The sequence below is a fragment of the Amycolatopsis sp. lyj-23 genome, assembly GCF_046549135.1.
GTDB lineage: Bacteria > Actinomycetota > Actinomycetes > Mycobacteriales > Pseudonocardiaceae > Amycolatopsis.
Map to the genome: position 1 here is coordinate 36,696 of NZ_JAJPWN010000004.1, position 17,585 is coordinate 54,280.

The 17,585-nt window shown below is 73.2% G+C and carries 17 protein-coding genes and 1 riboswitch; of the genes, 11 read left to right on the top strand and 6 right to left on the bottom strand.

What is annotated here, in order from left to right; genetic code table 11:
* Window positions 1-89 precede the first annotated feature (89 nt).
* The 3 genes from ACLJPY_RS09535 to ACLJPY_RS09545 are packed head-to-tail and all read left to right on the top strand — an operon-like array spanning window position 90 to window position 4,399.
* Entirely contained in the window at window positions 90-1,238 is a 1,149-nt protein-coding gene (locus ACLJPY_RS09535; protein ID WP_410587670.1) for an exonuclease SbcCD subunit D, read from the top strand.
* On the top strand, window positions 1,235-4,186 hold the full coding sequence (locus ACLJPY_RS09540) for an AAA family ATPase (protein ID WP_410587671.1): 2,952 nt from the start codon (window positions 1,235-1,237) through the stop codon (window positions 4,184-4,186). The genes ACLJPY_RS09535 and ACLJPY_RS09540 overlap by 4 nt, the downstream gene beginning before the upstream one ends.
* Window positions 4,187-4,207: 21 nt before the next feature.
* Window positions 4,208-4,399 (top strand): DUF1737 domain-containing protein, encoded by a 192-nt coding sequence (locus ACLJPY_RS09545; RefSeq protein ID WP_410587672.1) that lies wholly within the window; start codon window positions 4,208-4,210, stop codon window positions 4,397-4,399.
* Here the strand turns inward: ACLJPY_RS09545 and ACLJPY_RS09550 are convergent.
* The gene (locus ACLJPY_RS09550; RefSeq protein ID WP_410587673.1) at window positions 4,325-5,782 is read right to left on the bottom strand and encodes a DNA-3-methyladenine glycosylase 2 family protein; all 1,458 of its coding nucleotides are present in this window, start codon (window positions 5,780-5,782) and stop codon (window positions 4,325-4,327) included. The genes ACLJPY_RS09545 and ACLJPY_RS09550 overlap by 75 nt on opposite strands.
* A 90-nt stretch (window positions 5,783-5,872) precedes the next feature.
* On the opposite strand from ACLJPY_RS09550, the gene ychF reads away from it, so the two are divergent.
* Genes ychF through ACLJPY_RS09570 form a run of 4 tightly spaced genes read left to right on the top strand, consistent with a single transcriptional unit; the run spans window position 5,873 to window position 8,405 of the window.
* The gene (ychF, locus tag ACLJPY_RS09555; RefSeq protein ID WP_191314861.1) at window positions 5,873-6,955 is read left to right on the top strand and encodes a redox-regulated ATPase YchF; all 1,083 of its coding nucleotides are present in this window, start codon (window positions 5,873-5,875) and stop codon (window positions 6,953-6,955) included.
* 54 nt (window positions 6,956-7,009) lie between these two features.
* A complete protein-coding gene (locus ACLJPY_RS09560; RefSeq protein ID WP_410587674.1) occupies window positions 7,010-7,597 on the top strand; it encodes an ArsR family transcriptional regulator in 588 nt (195 codons plus the stop codon).
* Complete coding sequence (locus ACLJPY_RS09565; protein WP_410587675.1) at window positions 7,597-8,064, top strand: hypothetical protein; 468 nt, start codon at window positions 7,597-7,599, stop codon at window positions 8,062-8,064. Before ACLJPY_RS09560 ends, ACLJPY_RS09565 begins: the two co-directional genes overlap by 1 nt.
* Window positions 8,064-8,405: a hypothetical protein gene (locus tag ACLJPY_RS09570; protein ID WP_410587676.1), complete on the top strand. Its 342-nt coding sequence runs from the start codon at window positions 8,064-8,066 to the stop codon at window positions 8,403-8,405. The genes ACLJPY_RS09565 and ACLJPY_RS09570 overlap by 1 nt, the downstream gene beginning before the upstream one ends.
* 379 nt (window positions 8,406-8,784) lie before the next feature.
* Here ACLJPY_RS09570 and ACLJPY_RS09575 read toward each other — a convergent pair whose 3' ends face one another.
* Window positions 8,785-9,069, bottom strand: a complete 285-nt coding sequence (locus ACLJPY_RS09575; protein ID WP_410587677.1) for a 4a-hydroxytetrahydrobiopterin dehydratase — start codon at window positions 9,067-9,069, stop codon at window positions 8,785-8,787.
* Window positions 9,070-9,101: 32 nt separating this feature from the next.
* Window positions 9,102-9,210, top strand: a riboswitch (TPP riboswitch).
* A 22-nt stretch (window positions 9,211-9,232) separates the two neighbouring features.
* On the opposite strand from ACLJPY_RS09575, the gene ACLJPY_RS09580 reads away from it, so the two are divergent.
* The 3 genes from ACLJPY_RS09580 to ACLJPY_RS09590 all read left to right on the top strand — a co-directional run bounded on the left by ACLJPY_RS09580 (window position 9,233) and on the right by ACLJPY_RS09590 (window position 12,982).
* Window positions 9,233-10,282, top strand: a complete 1,050-nt coding sequence (locus ACLJPY_RS09580) for a thiamine ABC transporter substrate binding subunit (protein ID WP_410587678.1) — start codon at window positions 9,233-9,235, stop codon at window positions 10,280-10,282.
* Window positions 10,283-10,418: 136 nt separating this feature from the next.
* A complete protein-coding gene (locus ACLJPY_RS09585) occupies window positions 10,419-11,975 on the top strand; it encodes an ABC transporter permease (RefSeq protein ID WP_410588261.1) in 1,557 nt (518 codons plus the stop codon).
* Entirely contained in the window at window positions 11,975-12,982 is a 1,008-nt protein-coding gene (locus tag ACLJPY_RS09590; RefSeq protein WP_410587679.1) for an ABC transporter ATP-binding protein, read from the top strand. The genes ACLJPY_RS09585 and ACLJPY_RS09590 overlap by 1 nt, the downstream gene beginning before the upstream one ends.
* 1 nt (window position 12,983) lies before the next feature.
* Here ACLJPY_RS09590 and ACLJPY_RS09595 read toward each other — a convergent pair whose 3' ends face one another.
* Window positions 12,984-13,784: a helix-turn-helix transcriptional regulator gene (locus tag ACLJPY_RS09595; protein WP_410587680.1), complete on the bottom strand. Its 801-nt coding sequence runs from the start codon at window positions 13,782-13,784 to the stop codon at window positions 12,984-12,986.
* 135 nt (window positions 13,785-13,919) lie between these two features.
* Between ACLJPY_RS09595 and ACLJPY_RS09600 the strand changes: the two genes are divergently transcribed.
* Window positions 13,920-14,651 (top strand): dienelactone hydrolase family protein, encoded by a 732-nt coding sequence (locus tag ACLJPY_RS09600; protein WP_410587681.1) that lies wholly within the window; start codon window positions 13,920-13,922, stop codon window positions 14,649-14,651.
* Here the strand turns inward: ACLJPY_RS09600 and ACLJPY_RS09605 are convergent.
* The 3 genes from ACLJPY_RS09605 to ACLJPY_RS09615 are packed head-to-tail and all read right to left on the bottom strand — an operon-like array spanning window position 14,621 to window position 17,567.
* A complete protein-coding gene (locus ACLJPY_RS09605) occupies window positions 14,621-15,502 on the bottom strand; it encodes an ABC transporter permease (RefSeq protein ID WP_410587682.1) in 882 nt (293 codons plus the stop codon). The two genes, ACLJPY_RS09600 and ACLJPY_RS09605, sit on opposite strands and share 31 nt — an antisense overlap.
* On the bottom strand, window positions 15,499-16,473 hold the full coding sequence (locus ACLJPY_RS09610) for an ABC transporter ATP-binding protein (protein WP_410587683.1): 975 nt from the start codon (window positions 16,471-16,473) through the stop codon (window positions 15,499-15,501). The genes ACLJPY_RS09605 and ACLJPY_RS09610 overlap by 4 nt, the downstream gene beginning before the upstream one ends.
* Window positions 16,470-17,567, bottom strand: coding sequence for a LolA family protein (locus ACLJPY_RS09615; RefSeq protein ID WP_410587684.1), 1,098 nt, complete (start codon window positions 17,565-17,567; stop codon window positions 16,470-16,472). Before ACLJPY_RS09615 ends, ACLJPY_RS09610 begins: the two co-directional genes overlap by 4 nt.
* Between the last annotated feature and the right edge of the window lie 18 nt (window positions 17,568-17,585).

Here is a 17,585-nt window from a genome sequence, read left to right on the forward strand (position 1 = left end):
TCTTGCCCGCTCGTGTTAGTACACACGTTCGAGTGAGCCGGCGGCGTGCCTGCGCGATTTCGTCGGAGCCGGGTCGTACCTTGGCCCCCGTGAGATTCCTGCACACCTCCGACTGGCACGTCGGCCGCACGTTCCACGGCGCCGACCTGCTCGCGGAACAGGAAGCGGTGCTCGGGCACCTCGCCGACCTCGTGGCCGGCGAGGCGATCGACGCCGTCCTCGTGGCAGGCGACATCTACGACCGCGCGGTCCCCTCCGCCGAAGCCGTGCGGGTCGCCACGAAAGCCGTGGCCCGCATCCGCGCGGCCGGCGCGCAACTCGTGGTGACACCGGGAAACCACGACTCGGCGCCCCGCCTGGGCGCCTTCGCGGAGTTCGCCGCGGCGGGCGGTCTCCACCTGCGCACCACCGTCGCCGGGCTCGCCGAACCGGTGCTGCTCGAAGACACCCACGGCCCGGTCGCCGTCTACGGCATCCCTTACCTGGAACCGGAACCGGCGCGGCACGCGCTGGGCGTTCCCGACGCCCGCGGCCACACCGGCGTGCTCACCGAGGCCATGCGCCGGATCCGCGCGGACCTGGAAACCCGGCCCGGCGTCCGGTCCGTGGTCCTCGCGCACGCCTTCGTCACCGGCGGCGAACCCACCGACAGCGAACGCACCATCGCGGTCGGCGGGGTCGAGCAGGTGCCCGGCTCGGTCTTCGACGGCGTCGACTACGCGGCCCTCGGCCACCTCCACGGCCCGCAGACGCTCGCCGAGCACCTGCGCTACTCCGGCAGCCCGCTGGCGTACTCGTTTTCCGAAGCGCGCCAACGCAAATCGGTCTGGCTGGTCGACCTCGACGAACACGGCCTCGCCGAGGTCCGGCGCCACGAGCTGCCGGTGCCGAGAGCCCTCGCGACGCTCACCGGCGAGATCGACGACCTCCTGCAGGACCCGGCCCACGACATTTACCTCGGCCACTTCCTCTCGGTCACGGTCACCGACCGGGTGCGCCCGGTCGACGCGATGCGGCGGCTGCGCGAGCGGTTCCCGTACGCGGTCCACCTGGAATGGGCGCCCACCGGCGGGCACGGCGCCCCGCTGCGCTACTCCGACGCCGTCCGCGGCCGGTCGGACATCGAGGTGTCGCGCAGCTTCCTCGACGACTGCCGGGGCGCCCCGCCGAGCGAGCGCGAAGAGCGGCTCCTGTCCCAAGCACTGGAGGCGGCCGACCGGGGGGCCCTCGCGAAATGAGGCTGCACAGGCTGGAGGTCGAAGCCTTCGGGCCGTACTGCGCACGCGAAGTGGTCGACTTCGACGTGCTCGGCGCCGACGGTCTCTTCCTCCTGCACGGCGAAACCGGCGCGGGCAAGACCACGCTGCTGGACGCGATCGCGTTCGCGCTCTTCGGCGTGGTTCCCGGCGTCCGCAACGAGGCCAAACGGCTGCGCTGCGACCTCGCCGAGCTCGACCAGGTCACCGAGGTCTCGCTCGAGCTCACCGTGCAGGGGCACCGGCTGAAGATCGTGCGCAACCCGGAGTACCAGCGGCCGAAGCGGCGCGGCGAGGGCACGACCACCCAGCAGGCGAAGGTGTCGCTGAGCTGGATCGGCACCGCGCCCGCCGGGCTGGCGCCGGAGGGCCTGATCCGGATCGAAGAGGTCGCGCGCACCGTCGAGCGGCTGCTCGGGATGACCGCGGCCCAGTTCTTCCAGGTGGTCCTGCTGCCCCAGGGCGAATTCGCGCGCTTCCTGCGGTCGGACACCGCCGAGCGCGAAAAGCTGCTGGAACGCCTGTTCGGCACCGAACGCTTCGCCGACGTCGAACGCTGGTTCGCCGAGCTGCGCGCCGAGCGCGGCCGCGAACTGGAGGCGAGGCAGCGGGACGTGCGGGAGCTGCTGGCCCGGTACGCGCAGGAAGCCCAGCAGGAGCCGCCCGAGGTGGACGTCGCCGAGTGGGTCGACGCGGTGCTCGCCGAGTCGGCCGCACGCGTCGGGCAGGCGACGGCCGAGGAGGAGCGGGCGCGGTCGGCCGCTCAGCGGGCGGACGCCTACCTGCAGGAAGAACGCGCGGGTGCGGAGAAGATCCGCCGGGTCCGCACCGCGCACCTGCGCCTGCTCGAGATCACCGAGCAGGCGCCGCAGCGGGCCGAGTGGGCGCAGGAGGTCGCGGCCGCGCGGCGGGCGGCGGGTGTCGCGGTGGAGGCCGACCTGCTGGACCGGCGGACCGCCGAACTGACCGAAGCCGAACAGGCGGAGAAGGCCCGCGGTGTCCGGCTGCGGGAGTTGGGCACCCGGGCCACCGGCGACCTGAAGGCGCGGGCGGCCGCCGCGCGCGAAGAGGCCGGTGCGGTCGCGGAGCTGGTGGCCGAGGCCGAGCAGCAAGCGCTCGACGTCATGCGGCGAGACGACCGGAAGCTGGCGGCCGTCACCGCGCAACAGCAGGTCGAGGCCCTGACCGCCGAGCTGGCCGCGCTCCCCGGCCAGCTGGCGAAACTCCGCGCGGACACCGTCGAAGCCGCCGAAGCGGAGGCCAAGCTCGACGGCGCCAAGGCGAAGGTGGACGAGCTGCGCGCCTTCGCGCGCGACGCCGCCGAACTGCCCGAGGCGCAGGCCAAGGTGCAGCGGGGCGAGGCGAAGCTGCGCGAAGTCGTCGACGCGCACCAGGCGGCCCGGCAGCGCCGGCTCGACCTGCGCGAGCGGCGGCTGGACGGCATGGCGGCCGAGCTGGCCGCCGCGTTGGGCGACGGCGCGCCGTGCCCGGTGTGCGGATCGGCCGAGCACCCGGCCAAGGCGAGCCGGGACGTCGAGCTGGTCGACCCGGCCGAGGAACGCGCGGCCGAGGAAGCCGAGCAGGCAGCGGACGCGCTGCGGCAGCGGGTCGTCGTCGCGCTGGAAGAGGCGAAGGCGCGGCTGGCCGGGTTGCTCGAGCGGCTCGCCGGGCACACGGCCGAGTCGATCACCGCCGAGCTGGCGCAAGCCCGCGCGACCGTGGCCGCGCTGGCCGAGCAGGCCGCCGGCAAGGCGAAGCTGAGCCAGCAGGTCGTCCTCCTGGAGCGCGATCTGGAAGCGCGCACCGAGCGACTGCGCCGGGCCGAACAGGCGGCGACCGAAGCCACCACCGACGTCCGCGCCCTGGAGGAGCGGCTGGCGGAGCGCGAGCGGCGGCTGGTCGCGGGCCGGGGCGAGTTCGCCGACGTCGGTGCGCGGCGGCTGCACCTCCTCGGCTTGGCCGAAGCCCTGGAGGCGGTCGCCGAGGCCCGTATGGCGGTCGTCGGTGCCCGGGAACGGGTGGCCGAGCAGAAAACTCTCGTCGAGGCGGCGGTGCAGGCGAAGGGGTTCACGTCGCTGAAGAAGGCGCGGGCCGCGATGCTGCCGGACGAGCAGATCGAGAAGCTCGAGCAGGGCATCGCCGAGGCCGAAGCGGCCGCCGCGGGCGCGCGGGCGCTGCTGGCCGAGCCAGACCTGTTCGGGATCTCGCCGGACGACGTCGCGGACGTCGGCCGCGCAGCCGACGCGGCCCAGCTGGCCCGGGCGCGCGCGGATTCCGCCTACGCAGCGCTGCGGGTGGCCACCGCGCAGCACGAGGAGCTGACCCGGCTGGCCGGACTGCTGCGCAAGGCGCTGGCCGGGCTAGCGCCGGCCGAAGCGGAGTACGCCGAGCTGCGAGCGCTCTCGGAGGTCGTCAACGGGCGCGGCCAGAACAGCCGCAAGATGTCGCTGCGGTCGTACGTGCTGGCGGCGCGGCTCGAGGAAGTAGCCGTCGCCGCCACGCACCGGCTGCGCACGATGAGCCAGGGCCGGTACTCGTTCGTGCACTCGGACGCGGCCGGGGCGCGCGGCACCCGCGGCGGGCTCGGCATCGACGTGCTCGACGACTACTCGGGCACCATCCGCCCGGCGAAGACCCTGTCCGGTGGCGAGTCCTTCCTCGCGTCGCTGGCTCTCGCGCTGGGGCTGGCCGACGTCGTCGCGGGAGAGACCGGTGGCGCGCTCCTGGACACGCTGTTCGTCGACGAGGGCTTCGGCACGCTGGACGCCGAAACGCTCGACGTCGTGATGAACATCCTCGACGAGCTCCGCGCCGGTGGCCGCGTGGTCGGGCTCGTGTCGCACGTCGAGGAGCTGCGGCAGCGCATCCCGACGCGGCTGCGGGTCCGCAAGTCCCGCACGGGCTCGACCCTGGAGGTGCGTGCCGGCTGACGATTCGGAGAAGATGACGGCATGACCGACCAGCCGCCGAACGGCCTGCCCCGCTACCGCCTGCTGACCGGCCCGGACGACGCCGCGTTCTGCCACCGGGTCAGCGAGGCACTGGACCTCGGCTACCGCCTGCACGGCTCACCGGCGGCGACGTTCGACGGCGACCAGGTCATCGTCGCCCAGGCCGTGCTCTGGCCGGGAGAACCGGGCTAGCAGGTACATCCCGGCGTAGGAGCACCACGGCGTCCACGCGCGTGCGCGCTCCGGCAGCGAGTCCGGCGCGATGCCCAGCGCCTCGGCGCCGCGGCGGACCACGGGGTCCTCGGCGAGCAGGACGTCCGGCGCGCCGAGGACGCGCATGACGACGTAGTCGGCCGTCGACGGGTCGACGCCCGGGGTCGCGAGCAGCTCGGCCCGCAGCTCCGCCGCGTCCCGGCCGACGTGCAGGTCGAGCCGGCCCTCCGCCAGCGCGGCGATCCCCGCGTGCCCCGGCACGGCCTCGGCGACCTGGGCCGCGGTCGGGAACAGCCGCGACACGCCCCACTCACCCGGCACCTCGTCGCCGGGTGGCAACAAGCCGCCGGCCAGGGCGCGCAGCAGCAGCTCCTCGCCGTCGATCGCACCCGGCACCCGGATCCCCGGCACCGCCGCGACCACCGGCGCCAGCGCCGGGTCCGCGCCGAGGACGCGGGTGACCGCCGCGGGGTCGGCGTCGAGGTCGAGCAGCCGCCGCACCCGGCTGACCGCGCTGCCGAGGTCGCGCAGGTCGGTGAGCATCAGCTCGCACCGCACGTGGTCCGATGACGGCGTCAACCGCACGACACCCGTGCCGTGGGCGAGCCGCAGAGTGCGCGCGTAGGCCTCCGAAGTGACTTCCTCGACGCCCGCCACGGCGTGGTCCGCGAAAAAGCGAAGCAACCCCGAAGCGTCGAACGGCGGCCGGAACGGCAGCCGCAGGCTGAGCCGGGTTCCGGTCACGTCGGCCTGGCGCCCACGTCGTGAAGCGGCGAACGCGCGAAGCTGCGAAGGCGTTGTCGCGAACACTTCGCGGATCGTCTCGTTGAACTGCCGCACGCTCGAGAAGCCCGCCGCGAAGGCGACGTCCGTCAGCGGCAGCTCGGACACCTCGATGAGCAGCCGCGCCGAGTGCGCCCGGTGCGCACGGGCCAGCGCGAGCGGGCCCGCGCCCAGCTCGGCGGTGAGCACCCGGCCGAGCTGGCGTTCCGAATACCCGAGCCGCCGGGCGAGGCCGGGGACGCCTTCGCGTTCCACGGTCCCGTCGGAGATCAGCCGCATCGCCCGCGCGGCCAGGTCGGCGCGCACGTTCCAGTCCGGCGAGCCGGGCACGGCGTCCGGGAGGCAGCGGCGGCAGGCGCGGAAGCCGTTGGCCTGCGCGGCCGCCGACGTCGGGAAGAAGCGGACGTTCTGCACCTTCGGCGTCGACGCCGGGCACGACGGCCGGCAGTAGATGCCGGTGGTGCGGACCGCCATGATGAACTGGCCGTCGAAGCGCGGGTCGCGGGCGGTGACCACGCGGTAGCAGCGTTCGGCGTCGCGCCAGAGCGCGAGCGTGTCGGTGACCATGGATCCGAGCATGTCAGCAGCTCAGCGACCCTGCTGGCGGAAATCCGCCACGGCGTTGGGTGCGTGGGGCCCGGCCGGGTGAGCCACGTAGACTGCGGGGTCGTGAGCCTCACCCTCGGTATCGTCGGCCTGCCCAACGTCGGCAAGTCCACCCTGTTCAACGCGCTGACCCGCAACGACGTGCTCGCCGCGAACTACCCGTTCGCGACGATCGAGCCGAACGTCGGTGTCGTGCCGCTGCCGGACCCCCGGCTGGACAAGCTGGCCGAGCTGTACAAGTCGGAGAAGACGGTCCCCGCCGTGGTGTCCTTTGTGGACATCGCGGGCATCGTGAAGGGCGCGTCCGAGGGCGCCGGGCTGGGCAACAAGTTCCTGGCGAACATCCGTGAGGCCAATGCGATCTGCCAGGTCATCCGCGTGTTCGACGACCCGGACGTGGTGCACGTCGACGGCCGGATCGACCCGTCGAGCGACATCGAGACGATCAACACCGAGCTGATCCTCGCCGACCTGCAGACCCTCGACAAGGCGCTGCCGCGGCTGGAGAAGGAAGCGCGGACGAAGAAGGAGAACAAGCCCGCGCTGGACAACGCCCAGAAGGCGAAGGAAATCCTCGACGCCGGGCGCACGCTTTTCCAGGCGCAGAAGGAAGTCGACTTCGAGGCGCTGCGCGAACTGAGCCTGCTGACGACGAAGCCGTTCCTGTACGTCTTCAACGCCGACGAGTCGGTGCTCACCGACGAAGCCCGCCGCGCGGAGCTGACGAAGCTGGTCGCGCCGGCGGACGCGGTGTTCCTCGACGCGAAGGTCGAGGCGGAGCTGCTGGAACTGGACGACGAGGAGTCGGTGCGCGAGCTGCTCGAGTCGGTCGGCCAGCCGGAGCCGGGCCTGTATTCGCTGGCCCGCGCGGGCTTCCACACGCTCGGCCTGCAGACGTACCTGACGGCGGGCCCGAAGGAGTCCCGCGCCTGGACGATCCCCCAGGGCGCCACGGCCCCCCAGGCGGCGGGCGTGATCCACACGGACTTCGAGCGCGGCTTCATCAAGGCGGAAATCGTCTCGTACGACGACCTGATGGAGGCGGGCTCCATGGCGGCCGCCCGTGCGGCGGGCAAGGTCCGCATGGAGGGCAAGGACTACGTCATGGCCGACGGCGACGTGGTCGAGTTCCGCTTCAACGTCTGATCCGGCTCAACTACTGACTGTTGTTTTCATTGGACGCAGGATATGCTGCGTCCAATGAAAGCTTCGCCGAGCTTGCTGCCGCTGCTGCGTTCGCGCATGCAGGGTGAGCTGCTCGCGCTGGTCCTGCTGCACCCGGAGCGCGAGTACTCCATCACCGAGCTCGCCGACGCCTGTGGCGTCACGCCGACGGCCGCGCTGCGCGAGGTCGAACGGCTGGTCGGCGGCGGCATCCTGGAAGACCGGCGGGTGGGCCGCAGCCGGCTCGTCAAAGCCCGGACGGACACGCCGCTCTACCGGCCGCTGAGCGAAGTCCTCGCGGTCACCTTCGGGCCGCTGCCGCTGCTCGTCGAGGCCCTGTCCGGCCTGCCCGGCGTGCTGGAGGCCTACATCTACGGGTCGTGGGCCGCGCGCTACCGCGGCGAACCGGGGCCGCCACCCGGTGACGTCGACGTCCTCGTCGTCGGCTCGCCCGATCCGGACGAGCTCTTCGACCTGGCCGAGGGCGTCTCACGACGGCTGGGCCGGGAGGTCAACGTCCACCGCATCACGTCCTCGGCGTGGGCGGCGGACAGCACGGATCCGTTCCTGACCAGCGTGCGTGCGCGTCCGCTGGTCCCGTTGCCACTCGATCGGGAGACCTGATGACCCGGTGGAACCAGGGCCGCGCCACGATCGACGCGCTCATCGCGCGCGGCTCCCTCGAGCACGTCCCGGCTTCGCGGGAGGCCGCGGAGGCGGAACTCGCCCGGGCCCGCACGCACGTCGTTTCGGCGCGGCAGCTGCTGGCTTCGGACCCGGAAGGCGCCTACACGCTGGCGTACGACGGCGCCCGCCGTGCGCTGGCCGCCGTGCTGCAGAACCAGGGCCTGCGCGCGACGAGCCGGGGTGGCCACATCGCCGTCTACGAAGCGGTGCTCGCGCAGCTCGACCCGCCGCTGGGGCCGCTCCTGCGGCCCTTCAACCGGATGCGGGCCCGGCGCAACGAGGTCGCCTACCGGTCTTCCGAGGCACCGCCGGTGACCGCCGAAGACGTGACGGCCGACGTGGCGAAGGTCGAAGACCTCATCGGCCTCGCGGAAAAGACCATCCCGAACATGTCCCGGTACTGATGGCGACGGCGAAGTCCCGCCCGCTCACACCGGACGAGCGCACGACACTGGACACGGTGCTCGCCGGCGACTTCCCGGGAGCCGCCGAACTGCGGGCGCAGGCCGCGACGGCCCGCGTGACCGGGCGGTGCGGCTGCGGGTGCCCGAGCATCAACCTGGAAGTCGACCGGAGCCTGCCGACCGCGGTGGTCGCCGACGCCCCGGTCGCGGTCGAAGCCGACGCGCCCGGCGGCGGGCTCATCGTCTTCGCCGAGGAGGGGCGCCTGTCCTGCCTGGAGTACTGGACGACGGCCGACGAGCCGCCGGCCGCGTTCCCGCCGCCCGGGCGAATCGCCCGGTAGTCGGCGGGCTACCTAGCCGAGCAGGCCCAGCAGGGCGATCGCGAGCAGCACCACCGCCGGGGCGAGTGCGTTGATCCAGGCGCGCTGGGCGGCGGTCAGAGTGCTGTTCATGGCGCTGTTCCCCACGGCCGGACCGATGCTTCCGCTCCGATCAGCGCGCTGATCATGGTCCGCGTTAACAGCTGTGATCGAACTCTCAGCCGTCCAGGTGACGGCGGTTGCGGGCGGTGAACCAGAGCACTCCGCCCGCCGCCGCCACCATCGTTGCGAACGCCGTCGTCCCGACTACGATTGCCTGAGTCATCTCGTCTCCTTCCCGAAGGTTCCGGTGACTGAGAGACGTCGAAGTCGAGGAAAAGTGCACTCAGCGTTACCGAGATCACACGGCGGCGAGCACCGAGTCGATCTGGGACGCCAGGTCGAAGTCCTTCGCCGTCAGGCCGCCCGCCGAATGCGTCGAGAGCCGGAACGTCAGGGTGCGCCAGCGGATGTCGATGTCCGGGTGGTGGTCGGCGGCTTCGGCGAGCACCGCCACCCGGTCCACCACCTCGATCGCCTGCGGAAAGCTCGCCAGTTCCACTTCGCGGGCGATCACCGCGCCGGACCGCGTCCAGCCCGGGCCCAGCCGTCCGTCGGCCTCGGCGTCGCTCAAGATTTCCGTCATGTCTCCATGGTCGTCCGTCCTCGGCTACGCTGCACGGTTGCCACGGGAGTCCGGCCGGTGCCGGGCTGAGAGGCGGGTAACCGCGACCGTTCGCACCTGAGACGGATCATGCCGGCGAAGGGAGGGCTTCCCCTTCCTCGCCCGGCGAAGTGCAGGAGGGTAGATGAAACGCAGGGCTGTTCGCGCCGCGACGGCCGTCGCCGCCGTCAGCGCCGTCGCCGCGGCGTGCTCGCTGTCGAACGGTGACGGTGGCACGCAGCAGACGCCCACCGTCACCCTCGTGACGCACGATTCCTTCACCGCCCCGCAGGAGGTGCTCGACGCCTTCCAGAAGCAGTCGGGCATCAAGGTCTCCGTGCTCAAGCAGGGCGACGCCGGATCGCTGACCAACAAGCTCGTGCTGACCAAGGCCAACCCGATTGGCGACGTCGCGTACGGCGTCGACTCGACCTTCGCCTCCCGCGCGCTCGGTGAAGGCGTCTTCGACCCGTACACCAGCCCGGAGGCCGACCGCGGGCCCCAGCGCTACGCCGTCGACCCCGAACACCGGCTCTCCGCGGTCGACGTCGGCGACGTCTGCGTCAACGTCGACACGAACTACTTCACCGCCAAGGGGATCCCGGCGCCGTCGACCTACGACGACCTGGCCGACCCGAAGTACAAGGACCTGCTGGTCGCCGAGGACCCGGCGACGGCATCACCCGGGCTGGCCTTCCTCCTCGGCACCATCGCCAAGTACGGCGACACCGGCTGGAAGGACTACTGGACGAAGCTGAAGGCCAACGGCGTCAAGGTGGTCAGCGGCTGGGAAGAGGCCTACACCAAGCAGTTCTCCGGCTCGTCCGGCAAGGGGCCGCGGCCGATCGTCGTCTCGTACGCGTCGTCGCCGGCCGCCGAAGTCGGCGACGACGGCAAGCCGCGCACCAAGGCGCTGCTCGACACCTGCTACCGGCAGGTCGAGTACGCCGGCGTGCTGGCGAACGGCAAGCAGGCCGAGAACGCGCGCAAGGTCGTCGACTTCCTGCTCTCCCAGCAGTTCCAGGCGACGGTCGCGGCCAACATGTACGTCTACCCGGCGCGCCAGGGCGTCGACCTGCCGCCGGGCTGGGCGCAGGTCGCGCCGCTGCCGCAGAAGCCGGAGACGCTGCCCGCGGACCAGGTGCAGGCCGGACGCGAGAAGTGGATCGGCGAATGGCGCACGCTCGTGCAGTGACATCCGAGGCGCCGCCTCGGGCCGGGGGCTCCGCCACCCGGAGCCCCCGGAAGCTCGGGCGATGACGTCCGAAGCCGTCCGGCGCACCACCGCCCCGCCGCGGACCGCCCGCGGGCTCGGCCTGGCGCTGCTCGGGCTGGCGCCGATCGGGTTCCTGGTGGTCTTCTTCGCCTGGCCGGTCCTGGCGATCGCCGGCCGCGGGTTCGCCGCCGGCGGCCTCGACGTCGTCCTCGGCGACGCGCGGACCTGGCAGCTGGCCGGGTTCACCGTCGGGAGCGCGGCCGCGTCGACGGCGGTCGCGGTGCTGGCCGGCCTGCCGGTGGCGTTCCTGCTGGCGCGGGTGCGCCTGCCCGGCGTCGGCCTGGCCCGGACGCTGGTGCTGGTGCCGTTCGTGCTGCCGACCGTGGTGGTCGGGCTCGCGTTCCGGGCGCTGTGGCCGGACGGCGGTGTGCTGCCGATCGTGCTGGCCAACGCCTTCTTCAACGTCGCCGTCGTCGCGCGGACCGTCGCCGGGCTGTGGGCGCGGCTCGACCCGCGGACGGCCGACGCCGCCCGCGCGCTCGGCGCCTCGCCGTGGCGGGCCTTCCGGTCGGTGACGCTGCCCGCGCTGGCCCCGGCGATCGCGTCGGCGGCCGCCGTGGTGTTCCTCTTCTGCGCCACCAGCTTCGGGGTCGTCCTGATCCTCGGCGGTGCCCGCTACCGGACCCTGGAAACCGAAATCTACCTGCGGACGGTCGATCTCCTGGACCTCTCCGGAGCGGCGGCGCTGTCGCTGGTCCAGTTCGCCGCCGTCGTCGCCGCGCTGGTGCTCGGCGGGCTCGCCCGGCGGCGCAAGGAAGGCGCCCGGATCGGCTCCGGCCGGGCCCGGCGGCCGAGGGGTGGCGAGTGGTGGGTCGTCGGCGTCGCGGGCTTCGTGCTGGCGTTGCTGGTGACGCCGATCGTCGCGCTCCTCGCCGAGTCGGTGTCCACCGAGGACGGCTGGAGCCTCGCCGGGTACCGGGCGCTGACGGGCACCGGCGAGAAGGGCGCGCTGCAGGTGTCCGGCTGGGACGCCGCGCTGAACTCGCTGAAGGTGGCCGTCGACGCGACGCTGCTCGCGATGGTCGTCGGCGTGCTCGCGTCCGTCGTGCTGGTGGCGCTGCGCCGGTCGCCCGCGCGAGCCGCGCGGGGTCTCGGCGAGACGATGGACGCCGTCCTGATGCTGCCGCTCGGGGTGTCGGCGGTGACCGTCGGGTTCGGCTACCTGGTGACGCTCGACGCGCTGCCCGGCGACCTCCGGACGTCGCCCTACCTCGTCCCGCTGGCCCAGGCGCTGGTCATCATCCCGCTGGTCGTGCGGATGGTCCTGCCGGTGCTGCGCTCGGTCGACGTCCGGCTGCGGCAGGCCGCGTCGACGCTCGGCGCGAGCCCGCTGCGGGTGTGGCGGGAGATCGACCTGCCGCTGACCCTGCGGCCGCTGGTCGCCGCGGCGGGCTTCGGGTTCGTCGTGGCCCTCGGCGAGTTCGGCGCGACGAGCTTCCTCGCCCGGCCGGCGGCGCCGACGCTGCCGGTCGCGATCGCGTCGCTGATGGCGCGCCCGGGGGAGCTGAACAACCAGATGGCGTACGCCGCGTGCGCGTTGCTGATGCTCGTGACGGTGCTGGCGGTCGCCCTGATCGACCGGCTCGGCCGCGGCGGGGTGGGGGAGTTCTGATGGCGCTGTCGGTGCGGGAGCTGACTGTCCACTACGGAACCTTCGCGGCCGTCCGCGACGCCCGGCTGGACATCGCCGACGGCGAGGTGCTGGCCCTGCTCGGCCCGTCCGGTTCGGGCAAGTCGACGCTGCTGCGCGCGATCACCGGCCTCGAGCCGTCGGCCCGCGGCTCGGTGAGCTGGGACGGCGAGGACCTCGGCGCGGTCCCGGTCCACCGGCGCGGCTTCGGCCTGGTCTTCCAGGACGGCCAGCTGTTCACCCACCGCGACGTCGCCGCGAACATCGCGTTCGGCCTGCGGATGCACGGCGTGCCCCGCGCGCAGTGGGCGCCACGGGTGGCCGAGCTGCTGGAGCTGGTGGGTTTGTCGGGCTTCGAGCGCCGCCGGGTGACGCAGCTGTCCGGCGGCCAGGCGCAGCGGGTCGCGCTGGCCCGGGCGCTGGCGCCGAAGCCGCGGTTGCTCCTGCTGGACGAGCCACTGTCCGGATTGGACGCCGGGTTGCGCGAACAGCTGGCGATCGACCTGGCGGAGCTGTTGCGGCGCAGCAAGATCACGGCGCTGCTGGTCACGCACGACCAGGAGGAGGCGTTCACGCTGGCCGACCGGGTGGCGGTGCTGGACGCGGGACAGGTCCGCCAGGAGGGTGCGGTCCGGCGCGTGTGGCGCAACCCGGCGGACGACGACGTGGCCCGGTTCCTGGGCGTGACGACGTTCGCCGACGGCGTGGCGACGGGCGGAGTGGTCGGCACGGACTTCGGCGAAGTGTCGCTGCCGGACGTCGGCGACGGCCCGGTGCGGCTGGGGTTGCGCCCGCACGCGCTGCGGGTGGCCGCGGCCGGAGTGCCGGGCGAGGTCGTCGCGGCGGTCCACCGCCGGGAACACGTGCGGCTGGTGGTCAAGCTGCACGGGTCCACTGTGGACGCCGTCGCCCCGGCGGCGTCGGACCTGCGCGCCGGGGACGCGGTGAACCTGCGGCTGGACCCGGACGGCATCGCGCTCGTCGGCTGACCTACGCGGCCCAGTGGGCGAGGAGGTCCAACGCGGACTCCGACGGGCTGCCGGGCTCCGCGGTGAACGTCACCAGCCGCTGGCCGGAGGAGTCCGGCAGCTCGAAGTTCTCGAACTGCAGCGTGAGTTCGCCCGCCACGGGGTGGCGGAAGCGCTTGCGCCCGTGCGTGCGCTGCTGGACGAACCGGCCCGCCCACAACGTCCGGAACGTCTCGCTGCGCAGCGTCAGCTCGCCGACGAGCGCCGCGAGCGCCGGGTCCGTCGCGTACCGGGCGGCGACGAGCCGCAGCTGGCCGACGGTGGCCCGGGCGACGTCGTGCCAATCCGGGAACACCTCGCGGCTCGCCGGGTCCAACAGGCAGAACCGGGCGAGGTTGGCCGTCGCGAACCCGCGGAACAGCTGCGCGGACAGCGGGTTCCCGGCGAGGACGTCGAGCCGGTGGTCGACGACCAGCGCCGGCACGCGGTCCAGTTTCGCCAGCAGCTGCGCCAGCTCCGGGCGCGCCCGGCGGGCCGACGGCGGCCGGGTGGGCCGCGCCGACGCGAGGTCGTCGAGGTGACGGCGTTCGACGTCGTCCAGCCGCAGCGTCCGGGCCAGCGCGTCGAGGACCTCGGGCGACGGCGCGCGGGCGCGGCCCTGCTCCAGGCGGACGTAGTACTCGACGCTGATCCCGGCCAGCTGCGCGACCTCCTCGCGCCGCAGGCCCGGCACCCGCCGCCGCGGTCCGGTGAGCACGCCGCACTCGGCCGGCGTGGCCGCCTCGCGGCGTGACTTGAGGAAGCGGCCCAGTTCCCGGTCCATGCCGTCGAGTGTGCTGCTTCCGGCGCCCGCGAACCTGGCCCTGCCGGTACCAGGACCGGCGGACCACCCCACCGGCGGGGATCTGGGCGCCGGCCGCGGGGCGCGGCAGGCTCGGCCGGGACGAAAGGGAATGCCATGTGCCACAGCACCGACAGCCGCCCGCCCGCGCCGCCGATCCGCGGGGCGGTCGCTGCCGAGGGACCGGTGACGTTGACGTCCGACGTCGAGTTCCTCGCCCACCACGCGGTGCCCGCCGCGCCGAACGGCCGGAAGGTCGTCCTGCTGCCGGACGTCCGCGGGGTGCACGAGTTCTACCGCGCTCTCACCCGCAGCTTCGCCGAGGCGGGGTTCGAGACGGTCGCGGTCGACTACTACGGCCGCACCGCCGGTCTCAGCGCGCGGGACGACAGGTTCGACTGGGAGCGCCACCTGCCGTCGGTTTCGCCCGCCGACGTGGCTTCGGACGTCGCCGCGGCCCGCGACTTCCTCGGCGGCGGGCCGGTCTACACGGTCGGCTTCTGCTTCGGCGCGGGCCAGTCGTGGCGGCTCTCGGCGGCCGGGCTCGGCCTGGCCGGGGTGATCGGCTTCTACGGCCTGCCGAAGCTGGTCGAGGACGTCGTCGCCGACCTGCGGGCGCCGATGCTGCTGCTACTGGCCGGTGCGGACGTCGCCACGAGCCGGGCCGAGTTCGACGCCTTCACCGCGCGGCTGGCCGCGACCGGCGTCCGGTACGAGCGGCACGTGTACGAAGGCGCGCCGCACTCGTTCTTCGACCGGGCGTACGCGGAGTGGGGCGAGGCCTGCGACGACGCGTGGCGCCGCATCCTCGCCTTCACTCAGCCGTCGCGAGTGGACAGTCGTGCGTAGGCCAGCGACAGCCCGATCACGGTGTAGCAGACCGCCCGCAGCGCGCCCTCACCCAGCATCTGCGTGCCCATCGGGTCCTGGAGGACCTCCGCCGGGGCCAGTGACCAGTTCTGCGTCAGCAGGAACGGGTGCAGCCACTTCAGCGAGCTCAGGAACCCGAGGATGGTGAACACGATGTCCGCCGCCAGCACGGACGCCACCACCAGCATCGGGTGCTCGGTCCAGCTGGAGATCGCCAGCGCCACCGCGCCGACCGCCCACAGCTGGAGCACCACCCAGCCCGCCACCAGCAGGATCCGCGCCAGCGCACCGCCGAGCGACAACGTCGTGCCCGACAGCGTGAACAGCGAATCCGTGCCGTTGATGATCAGCCCGGTCACCACACCCGTCACGCACATCGCCAGCACCGCGGCCACCGACACGGTCGCGACGCCGAACGCCTTGACCGCGAGCAGCCGGCCCCGGCCGACCGGGGCGATCAGCCAGCCGCGCAGCGTGCCGTGCGCGGTCTCGCCCGCGATCGCGTCCGCGCCGGCCATCGCCGACGCCAGCGGCAGCAGCAACGCCAGCGACAGCACGATGGCCGCGATCGGCAGCACGAACGCGTTGTTGACCGCGGACGCCAGCAGGGCTCCGCCGCCGTCGTTCGGGCCGCCGCCGGTGTCCGCCTGGTCGCTCACCAGCGTCAGGCCGATGCCGATCACGATCGGGATCAGCGCCAGCAGGCCGAGGACGGCCAGCGTCCGCGGCCGCCGGAAGATCCAGCGCAGCTCCGCGGCCAGCAGCCGCGGCAACGGCACCGTGTCGTGGCCCGTGCGGACCGCCGGTGCGTCGAGAACCGCCGTCGTCATTCCGCCCCCTCGGTCAGCCGCGCGAACAGGTCTTCCAGCCCGGTGCGGGCCCGCGTCGCCTCGTGGACCGCGACCCCCGCGCCCACCAGGACCTGCAGCACCCGCGGTGCTTCCGCCGCGGTGAGGTCGGCCCGGACGCCGTCCGGCGTCAGCCGGGCACCGATCCGGTTCTCCCGCAGCACTTCCACCGCCTGTTCCGCGTCCGGCGTGCGGACCAGCAGGGCCGCGTTCCCGGACTCCAGCAGTTCCGCCAGCTCGCCCTGGGCGACGACGTTCCCGCTCTGCAGCACGGCCACGTGCGTGCAGGTCGCCTCCACTTCGGCCAGCAGGTGCGACGACACCAGCACGGTGACGCCGTCGGCGTGCAGCTCGGCCACGATCCTGCGGATCTCCCTGGTACCCGCGGGGTCGAGACCGTTGGTCGGCTCGTCGAGCACGACCATCTTGCGCGGCACCAGCAACGCCGAAGCGAGCCCGAGCCGCTGCTTCATGCCGAGCGAATACCCCTTGTACCGCCGCCGAGCCGCCGCGGTCAGCCCGACGCGCTCCAGCGCCGAATCCACCGCGGCCGGAATTCCCGCCGACGTCAGCCGCGGTTCCGCCGCGGCGAAACGCAGCAGGTTGTCGCGCCCGGACAGGAACGGGTGGAAGCCCGGCCCCTCGACCAGCGCGCCGACGTCGGGCAGCGCGTGCGCGGCCGCGTCCGGCATCGGCCGGCCGAGCAGCTCGACCTCGCCCTCGGTCGGCCGGACCAGGCCGAGCAGCATCCGGATCGTGGTCGTCTTGCCCGAGCCGTTCGGCCCGAGCATCCCGACGACCGCCCCCTGCGGGATGTCGAGGTCGACGTGGTCCACCGCGACGGTGCTGCCGTAGACCTTGCGCAGGCCCCGGGTCCGCGCGGCGAGCGGGACCGCCGGGGCGGACGCCTCCGCAGAGACGTCCGCCCCGGACTCGACAGCCGTGCTGGTCACTTCTGACCCAGCGCTTCGTACAGGACCTGCTCCGGCACCGCACCGGCGGCGAAGCGGCCGTCGTCGGTCAGCACCGCGCTGCCCACCTTCGTGGTGAACAGGTAGCCGCTGCCCCAGGCACCGTTGACCTTCTTGCCGAACCGCTCGAGCAGCGCCTTCGGGTCCGCGTTGGCGCCGCGGCCTTCACGCCCGGACTGCTGCTTCGGGGCCGCTTTCAGCGCGTCCGCCGGGACCTTGCCGGTGACGACGGTGTCCCAGCCGTCGCCGACGACCTTGACGTCCTGCTTGGCCTGCTCGGCCAGGTCCTTGTGCTGCTGGTCGACCGTCGGCGTCTTTTCCTGCACCTTGGCGCCCTTCGGCGGGGTGAAGGCGAAGAGGTCGGCGGGCTGCTGGGTGAACTCGATCTGGGTGAACGCGACCTCCAGCGCCGGCGTCGCCGTGCCGTTGCTCAGCACCGACACGCGCAGCGGCAGCCGCGTCTGCGAGTCGACCGCGACGCGGATCTCGCGCAGCAGCGTCCGCTCGGACGGCTTCGGCGTCAGGACCAGCTCGTAGGCCGGGCGGTCCGCGACCGTCGCGGTGCCGTCGACCGACACCGTGCTGCTCTCGCGCACCTTCGCGAGCAGTTCCGTCGACGCCGCCACCGGGTCGGCGGTCTTGTCGCTGCCCGCGCCGTGCTGCTTCGCCACGTCGGCCGGGATGGTGACCTTGGTCGCGGTGTTCGTCTTGGAGCTGTAGTCCCAGACGGTGGTGCCGTCGTGGACGACGGTCTCCTGGCTGGCCCCCTGGGTGACGGCCAAGCGGCTCTTGCCCGCGCCGTCGGTGAAGATGTGTGCGGAGTCCATGTTGAGCGCCGACGCCCCCGGCAGCGCGTTCCCCACCGCGGGCAGGCCCAGGTCGTTGCTGACCTTCAGCGTGCCGTCGAATGCGCCCGGCTTGGCCTGCACGACCGACTGCACGAGGTCTTCGGCGCTGATCTGCGGCAGCGCCGGCTTGTCGTCCGCGCTGGCCGGCATCGCGACGAACGCGAGCCCGCCGGCACCGAGCGCGGTCCCGACGACCGCGGCGGTGATGCCCTTCGTCTTCGGTTTCATGCGTCTCTCCCTGTGGTG

Coding starts and splice junctions, on each gene's coding strand:
- ACLJPY_RS09540 (WP_410587671.1), top strand. CDS start 1,235: ATGAGGCTGCACAGGCTGGAGGTCGAAGCCTTCGGGCCGTACTGCGCA.
- ACLJPY_RS09545 (WP_410587672.1), top strand. CDS start 4,208: ATGACCGACCAGCCGCCGAACGGCCTGCCCCGCTACCGCCTGCTGACC.
- ACLJPY_RS09550 (WP_410587673.1), bottom strand. CDS start 5,782: ATGCTCGGATCCATGGTCACCGACACGCTCGCGCTCTGGCGCGACGCC.
- ACLJPY_RS09560 (WP_410587674.1), top strand. CDS start 7,010: ATGAAAGCTTCGCCGAGCTTGCTGCCGCTGCTGCGTTCGCGCATGCAG.
- ACLJPY_RS09565 (WP_410587675.1), top strand. CDS start 7,597: ATGACCCGGTGGAACCAGGGCCGCGCCACGATCGACGCGCTCATCGCG.
- ACLJPY_RS09570 (WP_410587676.1), top strand. CDS start 8,064: ATGGCGACGGCGAAGTCCCGCCCGCTCACACCGGACGAGCGCACGACA.
- ACLJPY_RS09575 (WP_410587677.1), bottom strand. CDS start 9,069: ATGACGGAAATCTTGAGCGACGCCGAGGCCGACGGACGGCTGGGCCCG.
- ACLJPY_RS09580 (WP_410587678.1), top strand. CDS start 9,233: ATGAAACGCAGGGCTGTTCGCGCCGCGACGGCCGTCGCCGCCGTCAGC.
- ACLJPY_RS09590 (WP_410587679.1), top strand. CDS start 11,975: ATGGCGCTGTCGGTGCGGGAGCTGACTGTCCACTACGGAACCTTCGCG.
- ACLJPY_RS09595 (WP_410587680.1), bottom strand. CDS start 13,784: ATGGACCGGGAACTGGGCCGCTTCCTCAAGTCACGCCGCGAGGCGGCC.
- ACLJPY_RS09600 (WP_410587681.1), top strand. CDS start 13,920: ATGTGCCACAGCACCGACAGCCGCCCGCCCGCGCCGCCGATCCGCGGG.
- ACLJPY_RS09605 (WP_410587682.1), bottom strand. CDS start 15,502: ATGACGACGGCGGTTCTCGACGCACCGGCGGTCCGCACGGGCCACGAC.
- ACLJPY_RS09615 (WP_410587684.1), bottom strand. CDS start 17,567: ATGAAACCGAAGACGAAGGGCATCACCGCCGCGGTCGTCGGGACCGCG.